We start from the raw sequence: 23,836 nt of genomic DNA, 5'->3' as shown, positions 1-23,836 counted from the left end.
AAAGTACGCTGCTCAAACAGCTGGGCATCCTGCACCGCGACGTGGGCCTGGTGGTGGCCGGTTTGCTGGTTATCGCCGGCCTGACGGGGGCGTTGCTGGTCTGGTATCACGAGCTGGATGCCCGGTTTAACCCGCAGCTATTGCGGGTTAGCCCCCCTTCTCACAATAACCCGCCGCTTTCCCCTTTTGCCCTGCGCGACAAGGTGGAAGCTGCCTTTCCTTCTGCGTCGGTGAACTGGATGCTGCTGCAACGTCCCTCCGCCGACCGCACCGCGCGGTTTTTTATTGCCCCCAAAGATGACGCCAGCACGCTGTCCATGGACGAGGTCTTTGTGGATCCCTACAGCGGTGACGTCTTGGGCGGCAGACGATGGGGGGATATCTCCCAGGGCATCACCAATGTCATGCCATTTATCTATCGCCTGCATTACTCGCTGGCGCTGGGCACCATCGGTACCTGGGTGTTCGGGGTGATCAGCCTGCTCTGGATGGTGGATTGCTTTGTCGGCGCTTACCTGACGTTTCCGCCCCGGCGTCGCAGAGCATCGACCTCATCGCTGAATAATGTCTGGAAGCGTTGGAGGCCCGCCTGGAAAATACGCTGGCGAAGCCGCCCGCACAAACGCGATTTCGACCTGCACCGGGCCGGCGGCCTGTGGCCCTGGGCGCTGTTGTTTGTGTTTGCCTGGAGCAGCGTGGCAATGAACCTCTACGCAGAGATCTATCGCCCCGCCACCGGGCTGTTCATGACGTTTCAAGACAACCCGCTGGACGACATTCCTGCGCAAGCCTCTCCCGCTCCACAACCGCAGATCGGCTGGCAGGCCGGTTTTGTGGCAGCCCGACAGCACCTGGAAAAACAAGCAGCGGAGAAGGGTTTCCAGGTTCTCGCGCTGGAGCGCTTCGCCTATTACCCGGAAAAAAACGCCCTGAAACTGATGGTCAGCACCGACCGGGACGTTAACCAGCGGTTCGGCGAAAGCTGGCTCTACATCGACGCCACCCGCGGCCATCTGCTGGGCTTCTACCTGCCCACCGGCGAAGCCGCCGGCGACACGCTCACCACCTGGCTAACCACGCTGCATATTGCCGGGCTCGGCGGGCTGCCCTACCGGATTCTGGTCACCATGATGGGCGTGGCCGTGGTTAGCCTCAGCCTTACCGGCATTATTATCTGGTGGCGAAAACGCGCCGCTCGCACAGGAAAGCGATAGCAAAAATTTCAGCCGAAAACCCAAAACCCGGAAGGGCTGACCACCAGAGTGTCCACATCGTCGCAGCCAACTTAACCGATAGAAGCGACCCCTTCATGCTCGATCATGTTGCTGGGGTTGACGGTTTTTTTCGAGTACCACGGCGTGGGAGTGGGAGGGTGCAGAATGGCCATGTTGGGTATCGTTGTACTCCACCCAACCTACACGTCTTCGCGAGGCCGTAGGTTGGGTGGAGCTGGGCGACATGCCTTTAGGCTGGACGCCCGCAGGGCGCCCCGAAGGGGTTTATCATACCCAACAAAAACGCCCACAAACCATCCACCAACCCAACATCCAACACCGGCCACACCTCCCGCCGCGAAAATCGCCCACAAAAAAATCCCGGCAGAGCCTGCCGCGAACTTGATCCGGGGCAAACCTTGCCGAGATGGGGTGAGGATGGAGGGTGTCTCCGGTCATGCTCTTTCAAAATTCAGTAATTCGGCCGGGCATGCAGTATAGTGGCCGGAAAATAATTATATTTCAAAAAAGTGGCCGTATCGGCCTTCCTGTGCGGCAATTTTACTGCAAAAATATCAATTTCCGGCCACTATACTGCATGCCCGGCTGAATTACTGAAGAGGTCCCTGTGTCCGCACCGCTTGGCTACCAATGGCTGATCGAAAAGTATGACCTGCGCGCATTGCCGTTGGACGAATGTGCCTATGTGGGGAATATTCGGGGCGGGCGGCAAAGCACCCAGCAAGGGGGGAAGGTCGTCCACCGCTTTGAACCGAACTACGACCCCGGCGAGACCTTAGCGGGGCAAATCCAGTTTGCGCTTCGCTACGAAGGCATCAACCTGCAGGTCCTTTCCCTGCTCTTCGAAAAAATAGGCCCCGAAGAACTGGTGACGTGGCTCCTCGACAGCCCCGAGTCTCAATACGCCCGGAGAGCCTGCTTCCTGTTTGAATGGTTGACCGGTCAGCGTCTCCCCATCGAAGACCCCGTCCCCTCCCGTGCCCGATATATTCTGGCCGTCGATCCCGCGCATCACTTCGTCCGGGAACACGGCGAGCGCAGCAGACGATTCCGTATTACCAACAACCTGGCCGGGCCGCCTTCGTTCTGCCCCCTGGTGCGGCGCACGGACTATCTGAATGACATGGTCCGCAAAGACCTCCGCAAGAGCACCTTCGAGACCCTGGCGCGATATGACGAAAGCCTGCTGAGACGCGCGGCCGCATTTCTGTACCTGAAGGAAACCCAATCTTCCTTCGAGGTGGAACGGGAAAAACCGAGCCCCAAAAAAGCACAGCGTTTCGCGGACATGCTGAGACAGGCGGATGCCCATGAGCCGCTCACCGAAGAAAGATTGGCCGCCCTACAAAACACCGTGATTGATCCCCGCTTTCACGAATTCACCTGGCGCCACCGACAAAACTGGATTGGCAAGGATCTTGGCCATCGCCAGCAGATCGATTTCATACCCGCCAGGCCCGAAGACCTCCCGGAGTTGATGGGCGGGCTACTCACTATGTCCTCGAACTTTAACGACGACCTGGAAGAGGTCCGGGACCAGGAAAAAAACGATAAGCGACCCACACTCGTTCTCGACTTCGTCAATCAACGCTATGAAAAGTATGCCCCACCCATGGACCCGGTGGTCGCCGCCGCTTGCATCGCCTTCGGCTTCGTCTACATTCACCCATTCATGGATGGCAACGGACGCATTCACCGCTACCTGATTCACGACACCTTGGCGAAAGCCGGGTTTACCCCGCGCGGCATCGTCCTGCCGGTATCCGCCGTGATCCTGGCCAACCTGGACGACTACATCGAGACGTTGGAACACTTCTCCAAGCCCCTGAATCGGTTCACCGACTACAACCCGGACACGCCAGACAGCCCGGCCACCGGCAACGACCCGGTGTATTTCCGCTACCCAGACCTGACCCGACAAACAGAATTCCTCTATCGCGCCCTGGAGCGGACTGTCGAACACGACCTTCAACAGGAAATCGACTTCCTGCTGGGCTTCGATCACGCCTGCCGGGCATTGAACGGACTACTGGATTGGCCGGATCACAGCCTGGAACTGTTTGTGCGGGTGGTCCGGAAAAACGACGGATTGCTTTCAGCCAACAAGCGAAAAAGTCATTTTGAATGGATGACAGAGGAAGAGATTTCTGAAGCAGAAAAGCTTGTCCGCGAAGCCTTCTCTCCGGATTCTGATTAAATAAAATTCAGTTAACGTGTAGCGACTTCGAGCAATGCCCTTACTCAGCCTTTAAGGGCACCCTTTTCCATTCGCTGAAACATGTCCCGGGATCCCAGCTCGGTCGGCCAGCTCCTGCGCCGTGATCTTTCGCGCCCTGCGGGCAACGCGAATCAGACCAGCCAACCAGCCGACAGCATGGAAATCCCCCATGATTCCTCCACCCAATCCCTTTATCATGGCCGACTTTATAGATGATTGATCTCCCGGAGGAACTGTGAGCGCGGACCTGAGCCAACATACGCCGATGATGCAGCAATACCTGCGTATCAAGGCCGAGCAGCCGGATCAGCTGGTGTTCTACCGCATGGGGGATTTCTACGAGTTGTTCTTAGGCGATGCCCAGAAAGCCGCCCGCCTGCTGGACATTACCCTGACCCAGCGCGGCCAGAGTGCCGGCAAACCCATTCCCATGGCGGGGATTCCCTACCATGCGGCGGAGAACTACCTGGCCAGGCTGGTTAAGCTGGGAGAATCCGTGGCGATTGCCGAGCAGATTGGTGACCCTGCATTGGCCAAGGGGCCGGTGGAACGCAAGGTGGTGCGCATCGTCACCCCCGGCACGGTCAGTGACGAAGCACTGCTGGAAGAACGTCGCGATAATCTGTTGTGCGCCGTCTTCGACCACAACAACCAGTACGGTTGCGCCAGCCTGGATCTGGCTGCCGGGCGCTTTGTAGTCACTCAGGTGGAAGGCGCCGAGCAATTACAGGCGCTGCTGGAGCGCTGGTCACCGGCGGAGCTGTTGCTGAGCGAAGAGCATGGCCTGCCAGGCCGGTGGGCCGAACGGCCCGGCACTCGCAAGCGCCCGGGCTGGGAGTTTGATGAGGACGCTGCGCGCCGCCAGTTGTGCCAGCAGTTTCAGGTGCAGGATCTGGCCGGTTTTGGCGAACCGTCGTCGGTGGCCGTGGCCGCCGCTGGCGCCTTGCTGGGTTATGCCAAGGAAACCCAGCGCGGCGAGCTTCCCCATATTACCTCTCTGGCGGTGGAAAGCTTTGACGATGCGGTGGCCATGGATGCGGCCACCCGCCGCAACCTGGAGCTGACGGAAACCCTGGATGGTCAGGAACAGAACACCCTGGCCTGGGTGCTGGACAGCACCGAGACCGCCATGGGCGCGCGCCTGCTCAAGCGCTGGGTGCACCAGCCCCTGCGCAACCGCACCACCCTCACCCAGCGCCAGGACCAGATCGATGCCCTGCGCCAGGGCTGGTGCTTCGAGTCCGCCCGCGATGTGCTCAATGACATCGGTGACATGGAACGGATTCTCGGTCGGGTGGCCCTGCGCTCCGCCCGGCCCCGTGACCTGACACGCCTGCACGCCAGCCTCAAGGCCCTGCCGCCTCTGATCGGCACCTTGCCCGCGGCAGACTGCTTCTACGAATTAATCGAGCGTATCGGCCAGTTTCCCAATCAGGTGGAATTACTGGGCACGGCGGTAATTGAAAACCCGCCCATGCTGATTCGCGACGGCGGCGTGATTGCACCGGGCTATAGCGAAGAGCTGGACGAGCTGCGCTCCATCAGCGAAAACGCCGGCGCCATTCTGGTGGACATTGAAACCCGCGAACGCGAACGCACCCAGCTGTCCACCCTGCGGGTGAAGTACAACCGGGTACATGGCTATTACATCGAGCTTTCACGGCGGGAATCGGACAAGGCGCCAGCGGATTATCAGCGCCGCCAGACACTGAAGAATGCAGAACGCTTTATTACCCCGGAACTGAAAGAGTTCGAAGACAAAGCGCTGTCTGCATCCAGCAAGGCACTGACGCTGGAAAAACGCCTTTACGAAGCCCTGCTGGAAAAAGTGGCCGCCGACCTGCACGCCCTGCAGCGCAGCGCAGCCGCCGTGGCCGAGCTGGATGTGCTGGCGTCTCTGGCCGAGCGCGCCGAAGCGCTTAACTGGGTGCGCCCACAGCTGGTCGACGACGATGCCATTATCGAAATCGTCGATGGCCGCCACCCGGTGGTGGAGCAAGTGCTGGATGACGCTTTCGTGCCCAACAGCCTGCACCTGGATGATGCCCGCCGCATGGTGATCATTACCGGCCCGAACATGGGCGGTAAGTCCACTTACATGCGCCAGACCGCGTTGATCGCCCTGCTCGCCCATCTGGGTAGCTGTGTGCCCGCGGCCAGCGCTCGCATCGGCAGCCTGGACCGGATCTTCACCCGTATCGGCTCCTCCGATGATCTGGCCGGCGGGCGCTCCACCTTTATGGTGGAAATGTCCGAAACCGCCAACATCCTTAACAATGCCACCGCCCAGAGCCTGGTATTGATGGACGAAATCGGCCGGGGCACCAGCACCTTTGATGGCCTGAGCCTGGCTTGGGCCGCTGCCGAACACCTGGCGCGCAACCTCAAGGCATTCACCCTGTTCGCCACCCACTATTTCGAGCTGACCCAGCTCCCGGAGCAACTGCCCGGCATCTATAACGCCCACCTCACCGCCAGCGAGCACGATAACCGCATCGTGTTCCTGCACCGGGTGCAGGAAGGCCCGGCCAGCCGCAGCTATGGCTTGCAGGTGGCCCAGCTGGCCGGGGTGCCACAGAGCGTGATCCATCAGGCAGGGGAAAAGCTGCGCGAGCTGGAAGCCGGTAAACCACTGGCACCCGCAGACCGTTCAACCCCAGCTGCCGCCACACCGTCAGCGGCCCCTGCCCAGGCCAGCCTGTTCGCCGAGCCCAGCGCCGTGGAGCATGCCCTCAAGGAACTGGATCCGGACGATCTGACACCGAAGCAGGCGCTGGAGGCGCTGTACAAGCTGAGAGGACTGCTGTAGCGCTGCAGGAGCGGCTGGCGGTGCGATTTCAAATGTCGAAAAGAACAGGCATTCACCACAGAGGCACGAAAATCATCGCGAAAACCGGTTTTACCTCTGTGTGCTCTGTGCCCTCTGTGGTGAAAACGCTTCTGATCCTGGCCCGGTATCGCGCCTCGAGAGGCGCTCCTACAGAAGATGGCGTGTCCCCGTTGTCTTCTCCGGCCACTGTAGGTTATTACCTTATATCAAGGCTTTGTTTGCCTGCCTTTGGTCATGTCGCTAGACTAGCGCCACCCCAAGCGAGACAGGTCCTGCGCTGCTATAATCGGCAGTCTGACGCTGTACAAAGATCAAGACACCTGGCGAGGACAGGCTATGACGTTCGTAGTAGGTGAGAACTGCATTAACTGCAAGCACACCGATTGTGTAGAAGTATGCCCGGTAGACTGTTTCTACGAAGGCCCCAACTTCCTGGTTATCCACCCGGACGAGTGTATCGACTGTGCACTGTGTGAGCCGGAGTGCCCGGTTAACGCCATTTTCTCCGAGGATGAGCTGCCTGAGGGCGAGCAGGAATTCCTTGAGATCAATGCGGACCTGGCCGAGAAGTGGCCGAACATTACCGAAATGAAAGATGCACCGGACGATGCGGAAGAGTGGGACGGTGTACCCAACAAGCGCGAGAAGCTGGTTAAACAATGGGAAGGCTAAGGCTTTCCCGGCGAACCCGGTAAGCCGTCTACCCCGGCTTTACTTATTCGCAGACAAAGAAAAAGGGCGGCATCCTGCCGCCCTTTTTTGCGTCGAGTCATCCTGACTCTTTTGCGCTCACCGCAACATCCTTGTGTGCTGTCCTTGCTTATCCCTGTGCCCATATCCCTGAACACAAATCCACTATATCAACGGCTCCCGGCCGTTTGGGTAAAATAAATATTAAAAGTCTGCCCAAAAACCACCCAAAATAAATAAAATCCCTGAAAATCAAAAACTTATATTTATTTTTTCGCTTCAGAAGCACCAAAAGCGACAGAAAAAGACTGCTTTTTCCTACAGCTTTGTAAGAGATCTCTTACAAGTCAGCGCCGCCCTTCACCCGATTCATGAACAACAGCCTCTTAAACGAAACATGAGGATGCCAAAACGCGCCCATGCTTTTACATTTTCTCACCCGTTTTTACAGCACCGCCAAGCGGTTACGGTTAGGATTGTGTCCATGAAGTGAAGGGTCTCAGGCCCTTGAGCACTTCAATCAGTATCCCCCCAAGGCGCTAGAAATAGCGCTCACAACCCCCCTCTTCCACCCCCCAAATTCGGAAGAGGGTTTTTTTTGTCTGAAATTTGCTAAACCGCGGGCAAATCAGATCTGGCGCAAGGCGTCACAGGCCTGGTCGAAGGCATCACGCAGCCGTGCCAGCAAGTCGGAAACCTGTCCCAACTCTCCTTCCCTGGCCAGACTCTCCAGCTGCATGCACAGGTCGAAAACCCGCACCGCACCCAGATTACCGCTGCTTCCCTTGAAGCTATGTGCCTGGCGGCACAGAGTTTCCTTATCGCCCGCGGTATACGCGGCCTCCAGTGCCTGAAGACGTTGTTCTCCATCGCGGTGAAAGGAACCGACCAGCATGGGGAAATCCTGGCCCATTACGTCCTGTAGTTCTGTAACGACCTCATCGTCGAGAATCGCTGAATCTTGCATACCGGCTCCGTCTTCCTTTACGGGGGTAACCCTAACCATTAATCATGAAATCTTATGTGGAATATCTCGAAAATCCAGAAAAAATTAGTAGCGGGGCGTCAAATGAGACTTTGCGTGCTCGAGAGATCTGAAACCTGCAGGGAGCTATTCCGCCTGGAGCACGGGCAACAAACCGCAGGACTGCGCGCGTATCACGTCATCACGGGTATCCACGTCCCATAGGACCGGTAGACGAACCACCCGTTCCGCAGGAAAACAAGCCACACTGTCGGCCAGGGCCTGTTCGCCGCCGAAACGAACACCCCGGAAACGCTGGGGGTGCCATAGAGCCTGCCGGGAGCTGCCGATCAACACATAGCCGCCATCTTCGCTGGGACCAAATACCACCGGCGCCTTGTCCAGCCCCTGCAGGGCCTGCTCAAAGTAGTCCTGGTCCAGTACCGCACAGTCACTGCCAACCAGTAACACCTGATCGGCCTGCGCCAGGCCGCTATTCAGGGCCTGGGCCATTTTTTGCCCCAGGTCTTCGCCCTGTTGCAGGTGGCAGGACCAGCCATTGCGCTCCGCCAGTGCCTCCAGCTCCGTATCGGCTTGATCCAGCCAAAGCTGCACCCGACCTGGAAAATCACAGGCCGCGGCAATGGTGCGAGTCAGCAGCAATCGGTACAGCGTGAGGGCACCCGCTTCGCCGAAATGGGGGATCAGTCGGGTTTTCACCCGGCCGGCCTGCAGTGCCCGGGCAAAGACGATCAACAACGGCTGCGACGGGCCTTCAGTGCTCGCCATAATAATCCCGGTACAGTTCCTCTGGCTGGACACCACGCCAATAGCGGTAGCGCAGGGACCACATCAGCCAGATGGTCGGCCAGGCCCCCTTGACCTCCCAGCGACGACTACTGGTAGTCAGCGCCGGGCGCAAACAACAGGGTCGTCCCTGCTGCTGCTTCAGCCGCCGGCTCAGGGCAATGTCTTCCATCAAGGGTTGGTCTGGGTAGCCTTCCAGTGCAGTAAAGATATCGCGGCGCACAAAGATGCCCTGGTCGCCGGTGGCAATGCCGGAAAATCGGGAGCGCAGATTGATCATGGCGCCGATGACCCGGAACAGAAAACGCTGGCCACTCAGGCGCACATCAAAACGGCCCCATCGGGCATCCGTCGGCAAACGCGTCAGTTGCTGCCGGTGGGAGCCATCAAGCTGGCTATCCGCATGGACAAACCACAGCCAGTCGCCACTGGCCTGGCGGGCGCCGGCGTTCATTTGCCGAGCACGACCCGGGGCACTGAGAACCACCCGATCTGCCAGCTCACGGGCAATCTCCACACTGCCATCTGTACTGCCGCCATCCACCACCACCAACTCATCACCCGCTTGCAGGGCATCACGGAGCATGGCCAGGGTAGCGGCCAGATTACCGGCTTCGTTACGCACCGGCACGATCACACTGACAGTGGAATCGCTCACCCCAGGGCACCGCTGCAACTACTGCCGGCACCGGCGGTACAGCCGAAACAATGGTCCGCTACGTAGATGGGCTCGCCTTCCAGATCGTGATCCAGTAGCCCGGACAAGTGCGGGTGGCCCTCATGGTGCCCCAGGGGCATATCCAGCATCTGGTTGAAGTCACAATCGTACAGGTAGCCCTGATAATCCACGCTCACCGTGGCCCGGCACATCACCGCCGGCAGGGTGTCGCGGTTGAAGCTGTCGCGCAGCAGCTGCATGTAATCGTTGAACTGGTTATGGGCCAACAGCACCGCACCGAAACGACTGATAGGCATATTGGTGATGGTCAGCAGACTGTTAAAACGCAGCCCGAAGCGTTCATCCAGTTCACGCTTGTAGTCCGCTTCCAGCACCGCCTGGGGTGGTGGCAGGGACGGCCCGGTGGGGTTATAGACCAGATCCAGCAACAGCCCGTCACTGCCATAGCCCTTGGCATTAAGCCGGCGAATGGCCTCGATACTGCCCTGGTACACACCCTTGCCGCGCTGCGCGTTCACATTCTCTTCCAGATAACAGGGCAGTGATGCCACCACATGCACCCGATTATCAGCCAGAAACTGCGGCAAATCTTCGTAACCCGGCTCCAGCAGAATGGTGAGATTGCAGCGGTCGATGACTTCCACATCCATAGCCCTGGCCTGTTCCACCAGGTAGCGGAAATGGGGATTCATCTCCGGCGCACCGCCGGTAAGATCCAGCACCCGGATGTCGCGAAGCCGAATCACCTCAAGCACCATGTCCACGGTTTCCCGGTCCATCAATTCAGTGCGCGTGGGGCCCGCGTTCACATGGCAGTGAACGCAACTCAGATTGCACAGATACCCCAGGTTCACCTGCAATATGGAAGTGGCATGGCGGCGCAGCGGCGGGAAGTCGGTGCTGCTGCGTACCAGTAAATCGTGGGTGTCCTGCATACGTCACCTGTTTCAGTTTCCTCAATGCTAGCAATTGGATGCAGGCTTGTCGCAAAGGTTACGTGAAAGCTGCAAGCAAGATGGTGGCGGCCCACGGTCGTTAAGCAAGTATCGGGAGTATTTTTTTGCGGCAACGCCATCGCAAGGAAACAGAGACAGGGGCCAGCATGGTTTGAGTGGGCAATTCAGTTTGCCGAATTGCCCACACACTTCTCGTACCCTGAATCGCCTGAAAATTAGCCGCTCGCATGGTGGAAACTGGCACCGCGATCAAAAGTCCTTACAATCATCACTTCTTCAGCCCGGTAGCTCAGTTGGGTGAGGTCGGGAGTTTCCAAAGCGTGCTTTGGCCGAACGAACGCGAAGCGGATACCGCCGCTTTGCCGGTGCCCGCAGGGCGAGAAAGCGCCGACAAAATAGTCGCTTGCTCCCGGAAACTGGCACCGCGACTAAAAGTCCTTACAATCGTCACTTCTTCAGCCCCGGTAGCTCAGTTGGATAGAGCAAGCGCCTCCTAAGCGCTAGGTCACAGGTTCGACTCCTGTTCGGGGCGCCATTTCTTTTCTGTATCCGTGTTACATCGCCACGTCTTGTCCTGCCAGCAAGCTGCACCTTGAAAAATGAACCATATTCAATAACACTTGCCGCCCCACGCTCAGGAGGCGCCATGGCTGCTCAGGACCCGAACACCGCACTCAGCCGCTCGCTGGTCTTTCTGATGGCGGCCACCACCGGCCTGGTGGTAGCGAGCAACTACTACGCTCAGCCATTGCTGCATACCATTGCCGACCGACTGGACCTGTCCTACGCCGGGGCCGGGATTATCGTCACCACCGCCCAGGCCAGTTATGCGGCGGGGCTGATTCTGCTGGTGCCGCTCGGCGATCTGCTCGAGCGCCGCCGGCTGATTGTCACCATGATGCTGTGTGCCACCGCCGGTCTGCTGGTCAGTGCCAGCGCCACCTCCCTGCCCATACTGTTGGTCGGCACCGCCATTACCGGCGCCTTTTCCGTGGTGGCCCAGGTGCTGGTGCCCTTTGCAGCCACCCTGTCGCCGGTGGCCAACCGGGGCAAGGTGGTGGGCACGGTGATGAGCGGACTGCTGCTGGGCATTCTGCTGGCACGCACCGTGGCTGGCGCCCTATCGACACTGGGCGACTGGCATACGGTGTACCGGGTGGCGGCGGCCCTGATGTTGGTGAACACCCTGGCGCTGTGGCGCCTGTTGCCCCGTTACCGGCAGGACACCCGTCTGCACTATGGGCAGCTGATCGGCTCCATTGCCGGGCTGTTTGTGCGTTACCCGCTGTTCCGTCGCCGCGCCTTGCTCGGTTTTCTGATCTTTGCCATGTTCAGCGTGCTGTGGACCTCGCTGGCCTTCCTGCTGTCTGCACAGCCCTGGACCTTCAACGATGCCACCATCGGCCTGTTTGGCCTGGCCGGTGCCGCCGGCGCCCTGGCAGCCCGCCCCGCCGGCGGCATGACCGACCGGGGATACGGTGGCCGGTTGACCATAATCGGCGTGTTCGCCTTGCTGCTGTCCTGGGGGCTGCTCGGGTTGGGCGGTTTTTCCCTGATTTCCCTGGTGGCCGGTATCGTGCTGTTGGATCTGGCGTTGCAGGCGGTTCACATCACCAATATGAATCTTATCCTGGTGCTGGATGAGAGCGCCCGCAACCGCCTCAACTCCGGCTACATGTTTCTGTACTTCCTGGGCGGCGCCGGCGGCTCGCTGGCGTCGGCGGCGGCCTACGATCACTTCGGCTGGAACGGCGTGGTGGCACTGGGCGCAGGCCTGGGACTGGTCGCCCTACTCTACGGCTGGCGAATTCTGGCAACGGAATCCGTCAGCGCCACCGCTGCGGAAAGTGGATAGCTCAGGGCAGGAGAAAAACGCCCACGGCGTCATCAGACCTTCTTTTACATATCAGTGATTTACCCGATGGAGCGGCTGCTCTAGATTGAAGATTCCATTCGGGTACAAGAAGGATCTTGCTGATGAAAATCCTGGGACTGCTACAACTTGCCCTGGCGATCTATGCCATTGTGATGATCATTCAGTCCGGCGCGGAAACCCTGCACAAGGTGCTGTGGGTGCTGCTGGTGCTGGTATTACCGCTTGTCGGGCTGATTATCTGGGGGCTGATGGGGCCGGGCTCGCCGCTGAAGCGTTAGCAACCTCCTGCGACTGCTTTTCCTGTGGCTTCTGCCAGGTCTCCGGGGTCTGGTAGTAGCCGTGGGAGATCCCCTGGAAACGCGGCAGGTTCACCACCCGGCGCAGTCGACGCAGTGAGAAATAGGGAATATCCCGCAAAATGATATTGGCCAGCCAGGCCGGCACCGCGCCACCCGGGTCCAGTATCACCTCAATGGTTACCTTCACCTCGCCCGGCGACAAGGGCTCGAACCGGTAATAGCCTTCCATCTGCGGCATGCGCACATAATCAGGCTGCTCGGGAAATACCGGCGGATTCAACGAAAACGGCATCACCAGATCGTAGCTGTCCGGCTCCTGGAAGAACGTCACACGCAAAGGCGCATCCCGATCCTTCACCGGCCATGGCAGGCGAGTGGTGACATAGACGTCACGCTGATACGGGGAGGCCCGGTGCAGGTCGCGAATTTCAGAGACCATGTGCATAAAAGACGCCACTGCCCCGTAGTCGTCCATCAGAGCACCAATGGCATTAAAGTCCGCCACCGGTACCACGCCCACACCACGAAAGGTTTTCAGCCGGGAGCTGTCGTCATCCTGGCGATAGACCTGGATATCATCCCGGTCCGTGACCAGCACCCATTTTGACGAGTCGGCCGTGGACAGGGCTGAGCCGCCCAGCAGGATCAGGCCGAGTAAAAGTCGTTTTATTATCATTCTGTTTTCCTGACGCATCCCCATCGCCGCACCCGAGACAGTCCGGCGAGTGATCACTTTATAACCTGCCTGACAGCGCCAGACCTGCCTGACGGAGAAAAATGTGACACAGACAACCCGAAAATGCGACTTGTCGCACAGCCGGTGCGCTCGAATCCCCGCTGACCGGTACGTCATGGCGGCAACCGACGTCACGGGTTCAGATCAAAGATAGGGTTCCATCAGATGCGAGAGGGCGTTGCGCAAACGACGCCAGGGGGCCATGTCGCGGAAATGCTCCGACTCCATGCGGGTAGACAGCAGGATATGGCGATCCAGCATCTTATCCACCCGGGTGGTGAGGGTGGCGCTGTAACACTCCAGATCAAATTCGAAATTCAGGCGCAGGCTGCGGGCATCCCAGTTACCGGACCCGAGCATCAGCCAGTGCTGATCCACCGTCATTATCTTGCTGTGATCGAACGGCGGTGGCGACAGGTAGAGCTCGGCGCCCTCCCCCACCAGCCAGCGCAACGCATGCAGACTCGCCCAGTTCACCATGCGCAGATTGCTCTTGCGGGGTATCACGATCTGCACTCGCACGCCCTTCAAAATAGCCATCTGCAAGGTAGCCATGAGAGTCAGATCCGGCACGAAATAGGGAGTGACAATCCGGATACGGTGCTCGGCACTGCCAATGGCGGCCAGCAGGGTGAGCCGGCGTTTATCAAAATCCGCATCCGGGCCAGCGCTGATGCCCCGCGCCTGTACCTCCCCGACCAGGGCCGGGCCGCGATAACTGGTTTCCAGCACTTCCCCGCAGGTGAATACCCAGTCGGCCGCGAAACTGCGCAGCAACTGGCCCACCACCGGCCCTTCTACCCGAGCATGCAGATCCGTGGTACGGGCCGGTTTGTGCAAATAACCGGCGCGTATATTCATGCCCCCGGTAAAGCCCAAGGAGCGATCCACGATCATGATCTTGCGGTGGTTTCGCAGGTTGATATAGGGCATGCGCCAGGGCGCCAGGGAGTAGAGAAAACGCTGCACCGGCACCCCGCGACGGCGCAGACGCCAGACCACGGACGGCAGGGAATAGTGGGCGCCCATGCCATCAATCAGCACCCTCACCTTGACGCCCCGTTTGACTGCAGCCGCCAGGGCATCCACCAGCGGCTTGCCGGCAGCGTCATTGCCAAAAATATAGGTCACCAGATAGATGCTCTCACTGGCGCCGTTAATCGCGTCCAGCATGGCCTGATAGGTCTGCGGCGCATCCAGCAGTGCCAGCTCGTTGCCATCCGTGAGCGGCAAATGGGTCAGGCGCCCTACCAGCCGGCTGAGCACCTGCAGGTGCGGCACCGTAGGCACCGCTTCTGCCGCCACCCGCCAGCCATCATCACTGTCGATCAGCCCGCCGGTGAGCTGTCGGGCGCGACGCTGGATACGGTTGACCCCCAACATGAAATACAGTACCGCGCCGACCACCGGCACCAGCCACACCAGCCCGGTCCAGGCCGCTGCCGCCCGCGCATCGCGCTTGTTCTGGGCCACATGGGCAGTCACATAGATCGCCAGGGAAAGACTGATGGCAGCGGCAATATAGGGCCAGAACGGCTCCAGCACTGCCAGCCCCTGCTGATAACGGCTTTTCCAGAATGTCAGATCCAAAGGTTTTCCGCTCCTTGCCTACCCTTGGCCTGGCAACCCAAACCGCCCCAGGCCGACAATAATGGATCAACATAGCATATCCCCTACAGCCCCGTGGATTGCCACAAAAACCAGTCAGATCAACGGCTTTGCGCTTTGCAGCCCAAGTCACTAAAATACGCCCTCTTTTTTTGGGACAACCACAGCCGCCACGCGCTGTACGTCCTCCCCGACAAGGCTGGGAGACGTGGGTCCCGGGTCCTCAGCGCCGACCATGATCGGCGCACGTTAACGGGCATTAGGCCCAACTCAGCGTCAGCTGCCGCTGGCCATCTGTAGTACCGAATACAAATCCCGCTGGTGTAGGCAACCAGTGTACCGGTATTGGCGATTCCGTCGTCATGCCGGCGCATGATGAGGAGCGATACCATGCCCGAAACCAATGCCGTCATTCCGCTGCATCAGAGCACGGAACCGCAGTTTGATGAACCGCGCCGTTTTAAGGTATTCACCGCGCGTCAGCTCGACAAGATCGAGCCACTCAAACGGCTGGACGACGAGACCCGCTTTGCCATGGAAGTCGTTGCCAATGTGCTGCCTTTCCGGGTCAACGAATACGTCATCGACGAACTGATCGACTGGGACAAGGTGCCCAACGATCCCATCTACCAGCTCACCTTCCCGCAGAAAGGTATGCTGGCCCCGGAACACTTCGACAAGGTGGCCGAGGCCATGCGCGGTGGCGACAAGGCGGAAATCAAGGCCGCCATCGCCGAGGTTCGTGAAGCCCTGAACCCACACCCCGCTGGGCAGATGGAACACAACATGCCGGAAGTGGACGGCGAGAAGATCGACGGCGTCCAGCACAAGTACAACGAAACCGTGCTGTTCTTCCCCAGCCAGGGGCAGGTGTGCCACAGCTACTGCACCTTCTGCTTCCGCTGGGCCCAGTTCATTGGTGACAACGATCTGAAGATTGCCACCAAGGAGGCCGGCCAGCTCAAGAAGTACATCCAGGCGCACCCGGAAATCACCGATGTGTTGATCACCGGCGGCGACCCGCTGGTGATGAAGACCAAGAACCTGCGCGCCCATATCGAACCGCTGCTGGAACTGGAACAGATCCGCACCATTCGCATCGGTTCCAAGGCGCTGACCTTCTGGCCGCAGCGTGTCGTGTCCGACGACGATGCCCAGGACCTGCTGGACCTGTTTCAGGAAGTGCAGACCAGTGGCAAACACCTGGCACTGATGGCGCATTACAACCACTGGCAGGAACTGGAAACGGACATCGCCCGGGAAGCCGTGCGCCGTGTGCGTGCCACCGGCGCCGTGATCCGTGCTCAGGGGCCGCTGTTGGCCCACATCAACGACAACGCCGACGACTGGGCTCGCCTGTGGCAGACCCAGGTAGAGCTGGGCATCATCCCCTACTACATGTTTGTGGAACGGGACACCGGTGCACGTCGTTACTTTGAAGTGCCGCTGGCCAAGGCCTGGAACATCTACCGCGATGCCATGAAACAGGTATCCGGTATCGCCCGTACCGCCCGTGGCCCGAGCATGTCCAGCCACCCAGGCAAGGTGGAAATCCAGGGCGTCACTGAAATCAACGGCGAGAAAGTGTTTGCCCTGCGCTTCATCCAGGGGCGTAACCATGACTGGGTACAGCGCCCCTTCTTCGCCAAGTACAACGAAGAGGCCACCTGGCTCAACCATCTGGAACCGGCCTTCGGCGAAGACAAGTTCTTCTTCGAAGACGAGCTGGCGGAAATGGAAAGCGAGTGAATCCAGTGAATAGTTAACAATAAACAGTTAACAGCTCGCGAAACTGGCTTTCCTGTTTTGCAACGCAAGAGGCCGCGCCCGATGTCCGGGCGCGGCCTCTTGCGTTTACAACAGCACGACACTCCAACCGCGTCGCTATTCACTGTTAACTCTTAACTGTTCACTGCGTGTGGACCGGCACCAACCCGATCAGCAAGGAAGGCGCCAAGGTAGCCGGCACAACCGAGACCGTGACCGACGGGCTGGGCAATGAAGCCGAACTGACCTACAACGCAGACGGCTCCATCACCGTGGTGGCCGCCCAGGAAAGCTACACCCTGATCAAGCAGGGTGATCAGGTCATCAAAGTGCAGGACGACAAACGCGAAGTGCTTGGCTCCGTGATGATGTAACCCTAGCCCAAGCGACATCGCAGAGGGCATGAAAACCCGGGTTGCGAGTTACGAGTCGCGAGAAGCGAAATGCAAAACCGATTTTGTCTTCTCGCTTCTCGCTTCTCGCTTCTCGCTTCTCGCTTCTCGTAACTCGTAACTCGTAACTCGTAACTCGTAACTCGTAACTCGTAACCACAAGTGACCTTCCATTCCACCGCTACAACAACCGCGACAAGGTCACCAGTGCCTGCTCCACCCGGTTATCCCACTTCACCGCGCAGTTCAGCCGCAAACAGTTGGCGAATTTTCCGGAGGCGGAAAACAGCGAGCCCGGAGCAAAACTCACCCCGGCTTCCAGCGCTTTTTCCATCAGCTCGGTGGTATCCACTTCCCCCGGCAACTCCACCCACAACACGAACCCACCCGCAGGCCGGCTCACCCGGGTCTGTTGCGGAAACAACTGCGTCACCCGCTCGGTCATTCTTGCCACACCCCGGGCGTGCTCACCGCACAGCTGACGCAGGAACCGGTCGTAATGGCCACGCTCCAGATAACGGGCCAGCACCAGCTGTGATGGCGTGGCCACCGATACCGTATTGATGAATTGCAGATACTGGGCCTTTTCCCGATGACGCTCCGGGGTCACCAACCAGCCCACCCGCAAACCCGCAGACAGGGTTTTCGACGAGGACGAGCAGTAATACACCAGACCATTGCGATCCCAGCTTTTCACTGGCCGTGGTCGCGGCCCGCTCAGCGGCAAATCCCCGTAGATATCATCTTCTACCAGCGGCACCTTGTGCTTTGACAACAGTGCCAGTAGCGCCTGTTTGCGCGTATCGGAAAGCTGCACCCCGAGTGGGTTGGAAAAATTCGACACCACCACGCAGGCCGATACTTTCCAGCGATCCAGCGCCAGGGTCAGGGCCTCCAGGGAAATCCCCTCCTCGGGATCGGTGGGGATTTCCAATGCCTTGAGGCCCAGCGAATCGATCACCTGCAACAGGCCATAATAGGTCGGCGACTCAATCGCCACGGTGTCGCCGGGTTGGGTGGTCAGCTTGAGCGCGATGGCCACGGATTCCTGGCAGCTATTGGTAATCAGCACATCTTCCGGGCTGACCTCGCACTGCAACCCCGCCAGCCGCCGGGCAACCTGGGTACACAACTCCGGGGCCCCGGGCGGGAAAGCGTAGCCAACGCAGCGCCGGCGTTCCTCACGCAGCACGCTGTGAAACATCCTTTCCATGGTTGCCACCGGCATATACTCCGGCGCCGGCACCGCCGCCCCCAGGTTCACCACCGACGGGTTATTCACATTCTGCAGTATCTGCAGCACCCGCTCCTGACCGGTAATCCGGCGTGGGCGCCGGCTTGCCGTGGTCACCCGGGGAGCCTCGCGCACCACCGGCGGCTGTCGTACGTAGTAACCGGATCGGGGGCGCGCTTCCAGCACGCCGCGCTGCTCCAGTTCCCGACAGGCATTCACCGCCGTGGACACACTGACCTGCTGCTGCTCCGCCAGCACCCGCACCCCGGGCAGACGACTGCCCACCGGATACACCTGATCACGAATCAGGACCTGCAGGCGGTCAGCCAGACTTTGATACAAGGTCATGGGAAGGAATCCGATACAGTTTTTAGCATAACAAACGGTACAGATTACCATTCTTACAATCTGTACCGCTTCAATTTAATATTGTTATATCTGTATCGATAAAGCCTGTCCACCTAGTCTACCCAGAGGCTCCTTCGCGTCATGCACAAAACCTGGGGTAACGGACATGCACATCGCCATACTGACCTTTCAAGGCTTCAACGAACTGGACTCTCTGGTAGCACTAGCCGTGCTAAACCGCATTCGAAAATCGGATTGGCACGTCACGCTTTGCAGCCCTGAACGCAGTGTCACCTCAATGAATGGCGTGACGGTGCAGGGGCAATCAACACTCGACCAAATCCCTGGTGCTGACGCAGTCATCGTCGGCAGTGGCGTCAAAACGCGCGAGATCGCCAACGACCCAGCCATCATCTCGACATTGCGCCTGGACCCTACCCGACAGCTGATCGCCGCACAGTGCTCTGGCGCGCTAATTCTCGCCCGGCTCGGTCTGCTCGCCAACGTGCCGGCCTGCACCGACCTCACCAGTAAACCCTGGGTTCAGGACGCTGGCGTGGAGGTACTCGACCAGCCTTTTTACGCCTCCGGCAACATCGCCACCGCAGGGGGCTGCCTCGCATCGCCCTATCTTGCCGCCTGGATTATCGCCCGCACCGAGGGCGAAGACGCTGCAAGAAACGCACTGCACTACGTTGCTCCGGTTGGCGAAAAAGATGAGTACGTTGCCAGGGCCATAAACAACATCGCACCGTATTTGCCGAAAAAAAATACCGCCCCGGAACCCACTTGCGAGAAAGGACTATCATCATGGTAACGGAACAGTTGGTGGCACTTATCGGCTTTGTCGCCGTGATGACCGGCACCCCCGGCCCCAACAACCTGATGCTTATGGCGTCCGGTGCCAACGCAGGTTTCCGCCGCTCCCTGCCCCACATTCTGGGCATCGCCATCGGCTGTCAGGTAATACTGCTATGCGTAGCGCTGGGACTCGGCCAGCTACTCACCCGCTTCCCGCAAGCCGTCACCGCACTGCGCGTGGGCGGTGCCTTGTACCTGCTTTATCTGGCCTGGCAGCTGGTTCGCACCCGCAACCTGAAAAGTGATCGCTACAACGCCAAACCGCTGACCTTCATACAGGCCGCCCTGTTTCAGTGGGTCAATCCCAAGGCATGGATGATGATTCTCACTGGTGTGGCCACCTTTACCCAGCCACAGAACTTTACCCTTAGCGCGGCAATCGTTGCTGGTACCTTTCTGATCGTCGGGTTGCCGCTGATCAGTAGCTGGAACCTGTTTGGTGCGGCCCTGAAAAACTGGCTGCAGGAAGGGCAACGCCTTCGAGGGTTCAACCGTGCCATGGCTATTCTGCTAGTGGCGTCCCTGTATCCCACCTTCGGTATCCAGCCCAGCCTGGCCGGCGAAGCCGAATCCAGACCCGCGCAGGAAAAGCCGCAAGCACCCCCGAAGCGGGAACGCCTGAACTGGTGGATGAGTGTGCTGTAACGGGGAAAACGAATAATCAATATCGAGTCGCGAGGTTCGAGAAGCGAAAGTCAAAATCCATAACGGTCCCGGTTTTCGCAACTCGCGTCTTTCAACGCTCCCTTGTCGTGCCGGCCCTTCCTCCATCCCCCCGTCTCCCTTAGTCTTACCCCTTGGTATTCAACCCCAGGGATTTTTCATGCAAAACGGGCTGATGGTGCTGCACGGCAACCGTCTGGAAACTCTCACCGAGCTGGTGGCCGACTGGCTGCAGCGCGAGCCGCTGTCACCACTGGAAACGGAAACCTTTCTGGTGCAGTCCAACGGCATGGCCCAGTGGCTGAAACTGCAACTGGCGGATGCGTTGGGGATCAGCGCCGGCTTCCAGTTCCAGATGCCGGCCCGGTTCCTGTGGGGGGCCTACCGCACCGTGCTCGGCGAAGACCAAGTACCGCGTACTTCACCATTCGACAAATCCCGCTTGCTATGGCGGCTGTACCGGCTGCTGCCAGCCTTGCTCAATCACGAGCACTTCGGTCCCCTGCGCCACTTTCTGGCCGACGATGTGGATGGCCGCAAACGTCACCAGCTGGCCGAACGACTGGCAGATCTGTTCGATGCCTACCAAATGTATCGGGCAGACTGGCTGGCGGATTGGGAAAGCGGTAACGATCGCCTGCGCAAAGCGCAGGATCGCGACGCCTTTGACGATTTCCCCACCAGCCAGTTATGGCAGGCACATCTGTGGCGCGCCCTGCTGGCGGACATGGATGACAACAAACAAGGCCTCAGCCGCAGCGCCATCCACTGGGATTTCATGGCCGCACTCACTCTACAACAGGAACAGGGCACGCCACCGCCAGGCCTGCCACGCCGGCTGATCATCTTCGGCATCAGCGCGCTGCCCCAACAGGCCCTGGAAGCCTTGGCCGCGCTCAGCCAGCACTGCCAGATTCTGATGCTGGTTCAGAACCCCTGCCAGCATTACTGGGCGGATATCGTCGAAGACAAACAGCTACTGCGCCGCCAGCTGGACAACCGCAAACGCCACCTGACCGCCCTGCCGGAAAACCGCGTTAACCCGCTGCTCGCCGCCTGGGGCAAACAGGGGCGGGACTTTATTGGCCTGCTCTACGACCATGACGACCCGGACAGTTATCGCAGCGCCTTCCAGAACCAGATCGATCTGTTTGAGCCCATCCACGGGCAAAGCCTGCTGCAACAGTTGCAGCAGGACATTCTCGATCTGGAACCTCTCCCAGCACCGGACCAGCGTCCGCCCCTGGAAGTGGACAGCTCCCTGCATTTTCGCATCGGCCACAGCGCCCAGCGGGAAGTGGAAATTCTCCAGGATGAACTGCTGGATCGTTTCAGTAACGACCCAAGCCTGCAGCCGCGCGATGTAATCGTGATGGTGCCGGACATTGAAGCCTATGCGCCGCACATCGATGCCGTGTTCGGTCGGCTGGAACGGGACGACCCGCGCTATCTGCCCTACACCCTCAGCGACCGCAGTGCCGGTGCCGCCTCCCCCCTGGCTCAGGCAGTGGAATCCCTGCTGCACCTACCCCAGTGGCGCTTCACCGCCACCGACATTCTCGACCTGCTGGATGTGCCCGCCGTGCGCGAACGCTTCGGCATCGACGAAGGCGACCTGCCGCAACTGGCCCGCTGGATCGACCAGGCGCGCATTCGCTGGGGCCTCAACAGCCAGCAACGCAAGACCCTGGACGTGCCCGGTTTCGAACAGAACAGCTGGGCCTTCGGCCTGAAACGGATGCTGGCCGGCTACCTGCTCGGCGACGGCCCGGCCTGGATGGGCATCGAACCCCTGGACGAAGTAGCCGGCCTGGGCGCAGAGCTGGCCGGGCGACTGTCCCGTCTCCTCGACACCCTGGAACATCACTGGCAGCAAAGCCGTGAGGACGTCAGCGCCAGGGAGTGGCAACAACGCTTCACCCAGTTACTGGATGATCTATTCGCCCCGGTGGACGAAACGGACCAAACCCTGGATGCGGGCCTGCGCGACGCCCTTAACGACTGGCTGGCCGCCTGCGCCGAAGCCGACTTCGACAGCCCCTTGCCACTCACCGTGGCCCGCCGCCCCCTGCTCGATGCCCTCAACGCGGAAAGCCTGTCGCAACGGTTCATGGCCGGGCGTATCAACGTCTGCACCCTGATGCCCATGCGTGCCATCCCCTTCCGCCATGTCTGCCTGCTAGGCATGAAGGACGGCGACTACCCGCGTCAGCAGCAGCCCATGGATTTCGATTTGATGCGCCAGTGGGGTAACTATCGTCCCGGCGACCGATCCCGCCGCGACGACGATCGTTACCTGTTTCTGGAAGCCCTACTCAGTGCCCGCGACAGCCTCTACATCAGCTGGACCGGCCGCAACGTGCGCGACAACAGCGAACGTCCGCCCTCGGTGCTGGTGGCGCAACTGCGCGACCATATCAACCAGCGCTGGCACGCCGACCAGGGCGAACCGGTGGATGCCCTCACCGTGGCCCACCCGCTGCAACCGTTCAGCGCCCGCTACTTCTTCCACCCTGAGCAGGATGCAGCCAACGACATCCAGCTAAACGAGTCCCTACACACCTATGCCAACGAATGGCGCGCCCTCCACGATGGCCTGGCGCACAAGGTCAGCAATGACCAACCCCTGCCGCCACTGGAAAACGATGAGCCGATTACCTGCGCCGCTCTAGGCCGCTTTCTCAAGCAACCGGTGGCGCATTTTTTCGAGCAACGCCTAAAGGCCCGCCTGAAACAGCAACGCCAGGTACTGGACGACAGCGAACCCTTTTCCTTCGATGGCCTGCAACGTTTCCAGTTACAGGACCAGTTGCTCAGTGAAGCCCTGCGCGCCGGTCCCGAGCATGCTGGCGACGCCATGGCCCACACTCTGGATCGCCTGGCCGGCAGCGGCGATCTGCCCCTGGCACCCTTTGACGAAGGCAGCCGCGACAGCCTGCTGATGCCCCTGTCGCAGCCACTGGAGCAGTACTTTGCCCTGCTGGCCGAGTGCGGCGCCCCGCAACCGCAACAGGAAATCCGCCTTAACGCCGGCCCGCTGCAGATCGAAGACTGGCTCACCGACCTGCGTGGCTCCGTAGCGAATAGCCAGCGCCTGGTGCTGCACACCGGCAAGCTGAAGGAGCGCTTCGACAAACTCACCCGGGACTGGACCCTGCATCTGGCCGCCTGCGCCGCCGGGCATCCGCTGACCACGCATATCCAGGGTCAGGATGGCCGCATCACTCTGCCGCACCTGAACCGCAGCGACGCTCAGCACTGCCTGGACCAACTGGGCCATGCCTGGCAACAGGCCCTGTGCGAACCGTTACCCATCGCCTGCGCCACCGCCTTCGCCTGGCTGAAAGGGGAGGAAAAAGACAACGGCGACAACGAGGCCCGCAAGGTGTTCGAATCCGGTTTCATGCACACCGGCGAACAGGACAAGGAACCGGCCATTGCCCGCGCCTGGGCCAACTTCGATGACATGCTGGCTTTCCGACACGGCGACGACAGCGCCTTCGCCTACTGGACCGAGCAACTCTATGCCCCGCTCTATCAACATGCGCAATGGAGAGAACATGGTGATAGTTAGCCTTTTATTACTTACGTTTCGGCGTTCTTTTGGCACAGAGTCCGGGCGAATTGAGCCTTCTGTGCTTACGCTGCTTCGTAGCTTCACCCTCTCCCTGTC

Annotated in this window: 18 protein-coding genes and 1 tRNA gene; 12 read left to right on the top strand and 7 right to left on the bottom strand. The window is 59.7% G+C overall.

The annotated features are described in order from the left end of the window. The 4 genes from ACFE0K_RS01355 to fdxA all read left to right on the top strand — a co-directional run. Nucleotides 1-1,214 (top strand): PepSY-associated TM helix domain-containing protein (locus ACFE0K_RS01355; RefSeq protein WP_434534347.1); only part of this gene is annotated, 1,214 nt, incomplete at its 5' end. Between the two features lie 628 nt (nucleotides 1,215-1,842). After that, a complete protein-coding gene (locus tag ACFE0K_RS01350; RefSeq protein ID WP_434534346.1) occupies nucleotides 1,843-3,432 on the top strand; it encodes a Fic family protein in 1,590 nt (529 codons plus the stop codon). 256 nt (nucleotides 3,433-3,688) lie between these two features. Further along, entirely contained in the window at nucleotides 3,689-6,262 is a 2,574-nt protein-coding gene (gene mutS / locus ACFE0K_RS01345; RefSeq protein WP_434534345.1) for a DNA mismatch repair protein MutS, read from the top strand. 357 nt (nucleotides 6,263-6,619) lie between these two features. Continuing rightward, on the top strand, nucleotides 6,620-6,955 hold the full coding sequence (gene fdxA, locus ACFE0K_RS01340; RefSeq protein WP_434534344.1) for a ferredoxin FdxA: 336 nt from the start codon (nucleotides 6,620-6,622) through the stop codon (nucleotides 6,953-6,955). Between the two features lie 646 nt (nucleotides 6,956-7,601). On the opposite strand, the gene ACFE0K_RS01335 is transcribed toward fdxA, so the two are convergent. The 4 genes from ACFE0K_RS01335 to arsS all read right to left on the bottom strand — a co-directional run bounded on the left by ACFE0K_RS01335 (nucleotide 7,602) and on the right by arsS (nucleotide 10,358). Then, nucleotides 7,602-7,940 (bottom strand): Hpt domain-containing protein, encoded by a 339-nt coding sequence (locus ACFE0K_RS01335; RefSeq protein ID WP_434534343.1) that lies wholly within the window; start codon nucleotides 7,938-7,940, stop codon nucleotides 7,602-7,604. A gap of 144 nt (nucleotides 7,941-8,084) precedes the next feature. After that, nucleotides 8,085-8,726, bottom strand: coding sequence for a TIGR04282 family arsenosugar biosynthesis glycosyltransferase (locus ACFE0K_RS01330; protein ID WP_434534342.1), 642 nt, complete (start codon nucleotides 8,724-8,726; stop codon nucleotides 8,085-8,087). Beyond that, nucleotides 8,713-9,402 carry a TIGR04283 family arsenosugar biosynthesis glycosyltransferase gene (locus ACFE0K_RS01325; protein ID WP_434534341.1) on the bottom strand — a complete coding sequence of 230 codons (690 nt, stop codon included), beginning with the start codon at nucleotides 9,400-9,402 and terminating at the stop codon, nucleotides 8,713-8,715. Before ACFE0K_RS01325 ends, ACFE0K_RS01330 begins: the two co-directional genes overlap by 14 nt. Beyond that, a complete protein-coding gene (gene arsS / locus ACFE0K_RS01320; protein ID WP_434534340.1) occupies nucleotides 9,399-10,358 on the bottom strand; it encodes an arsenosugar biosynthesis radical SAM (seleno)protein ArsS in 960 nt (319 codons plus the stop codon). Before arsS ends, ACFE0K_RS01325 begins: the two co-directional genes overlap by 4 nt. Before the next feature lie 479 nt (nucleotides 10,359-10,837). On the opposite strand from arsS, the gene ACFE0K_RS01315 reads away from it, so the two are divergent. From ACFE0K_RS01315 to ACFE0K_RS01305, 3 genes are all read left to right on the top strand, one after another. Further along, nucleotides 10,838-10,914: transfer RNA gene (locus tag ACFE0K_RS01315), tRNA-Arg, on the top strand. Nucleotides 10,915-11,025: 111 nt separating this feature from the next. Then, nucleotides 11,026-12,234 (top strand): MFS transporter, encoded by a 1,209-nt coding sequence (locus tag ACFE0K_RS01310; protein ID WP_434534339.1) that lies wholly within the window; start codon nucleotides 11,026-11,028, stop codon nucleotides 12,232-12,234. Nucleotides 12,235-12,356: 122 nt separating this feature from the next. Further along, nucleotides 12,357-12,533 carry a PLDc N-terminal domain-containing protein gene (locus ACFE0K_RS01305; protein WP_084573421.1) on the top strand — a complete coding sequence of 59 codons (177 nt, stop codon included), beginning with the start codon at nucleotides 12,357-12,359 and terminating at the stop codon, nucleotides 12,531-12,533. Here the strand turns inward: ACFE0K_RS01305 and ACFE0K_RS01300 are convergent. Further along, on the bottom strand, nucleotides 12,490-13,230 hold the full coding sequence (locus tag ACFE0K_RS01300; RefSeq protein ID WP_434534338.1) for an START domain-containing protein: 741 nt from the start codon (nucleotides 13,228-13,230) through the stop codon (nucleotides 12,490-12,492). The two genes, ACFE0K_RS01305 and ACFE0K_RS01300, sit on opposite strands and share 44 nt — an antisense overlap. Nucleotides 13,231-13,434: 204 nt before the next feature. Next, nucleotides 13,435-14,880 carry a phospholipase D-like domain-containing protein gene (locus ACFE0K_RS01295; RefSeq protein WP_434534337.1) on the bottom strand — a complete coding sequence of 482 codons (1,446 nt, stop codon included), beginning with the start codon at nucleotides 14,878-14,880 and terminating at the stop codon, nucleotides 13,435-13,437. A 408-nt stretch (nucleotides 14,881-15,288) separates the two neighbouring features. Between ACFE0K_RS01295 and ACFE0K_RS01290 the strand changes: the two genes are divergently transcribed. Continuing rightward, a complete protein-coding gene (locus ACFE0K_RS01290; RefSeq protein ID WP_434534336.1) occupies nucleotides 15,289-16,647 on the top strand; it encodes a KamA family radical SAM protein in 1,359 nt (452 codons plus the stop codon). Nucleotides 16,648-16,814: 167 nt separating this feature from the next. Then, nucleotides 16,815-17,039 carry a hypothetical protein gene (locus ACFE0K_RS01285; protein WP_434534335.1) on the top strand — a complete coding sequence of 75 codons (225 nt, stop codon included), beginning with the start codon at nucleotides 16,815-16,817 and terminating at the stop codon, nucleotides 17,037-17,039. A 199-nt stretch (nucleotides 17,040-17,238) separates the two neighbouring features. On the opposite strand, the gene ACFE0K_RS01280 is transcribed toward ACFE0K_RS01285, so the two are convergent. Further along, complete coding sequence (locus tag ACFE0K_RS01280) at nucleotides 17,239-18,639, bottom strand: PLP-dependent aminotransferase family protein (protein WP_434534334.1); 1,401 nt, start codon at nucleotides 18,637-18,639, stop codon at nucleotides 17,239-17,241. A 166-nt stretch (nucleotides 18,640-18,805) separates the two neighbouring features. Here ACFE0K_RS01280 and ACFE0K_RS01275 point away from each other — a divergent pair, with 166 nt between their 5' ends. The 3 genes from ACFE0K_RS01275 to recC all read left to right on the top strand — a co-directional run bounded on the left by ACFE0K_RS01275 (nucleotide 18,806) and on the right by recC (nucleotide 23,737). Continuing rightward, nucleotides 18,806-19,456 (top strand): DJ-1/PfpI family protein, encoded by a 651-nt coding sequence (locus ACFE0K_RS01275; RefSeq protein ID WP_434534333.1) that lies wholly within the window; start codon nucleotides 18,806-18,808, stop codon nucleotides 19,454-19,456. After that, nucleotides 19,450-20,145, top strand: coding sequence for a LysE family translocator (locus tag ACFE0K_RS01270; protein WP_434534332.1), 696 nt, complete (start codon nucleotides 19,450-19,452; stop codon nucleotides 20,143-20,145). The genes ACFE0K_RS01275 and ACFE0K_RS01270 overlap by 7 nt, the downstream gene beginning before the upstream one ends. Nucleotides 20,146-20,323: 178 nt before the next feature. Then, a complete protein-coding gene (recC, locus tag ACFE0K_RS01265; RefSeq protein WP_434534331.1) occupies nucleotides 20,324-23,737 on the top strand; it encodes an exodeoxyribonuclease V subunit gamma in 3,414 nt (1,137 codons plus the stop codon). The last annotated feature ends 99 nt before the right edge of the window (nucleotides 23,738-23,836 follow it).

It is taken from the genome of Alcanivorax sp. (assembly GCF_051117345.1).
Classification (GTDB): Bacteria; Pseudomonadota; Gammaproteobacteria; order Pseudomonadales; family Alcanivoracaceae; genus Alcanivorax.
Note: the sequence above shows the minus strand (reverse complement) of the source record. Positions and strands in the feature narration are given on the sequence as shown.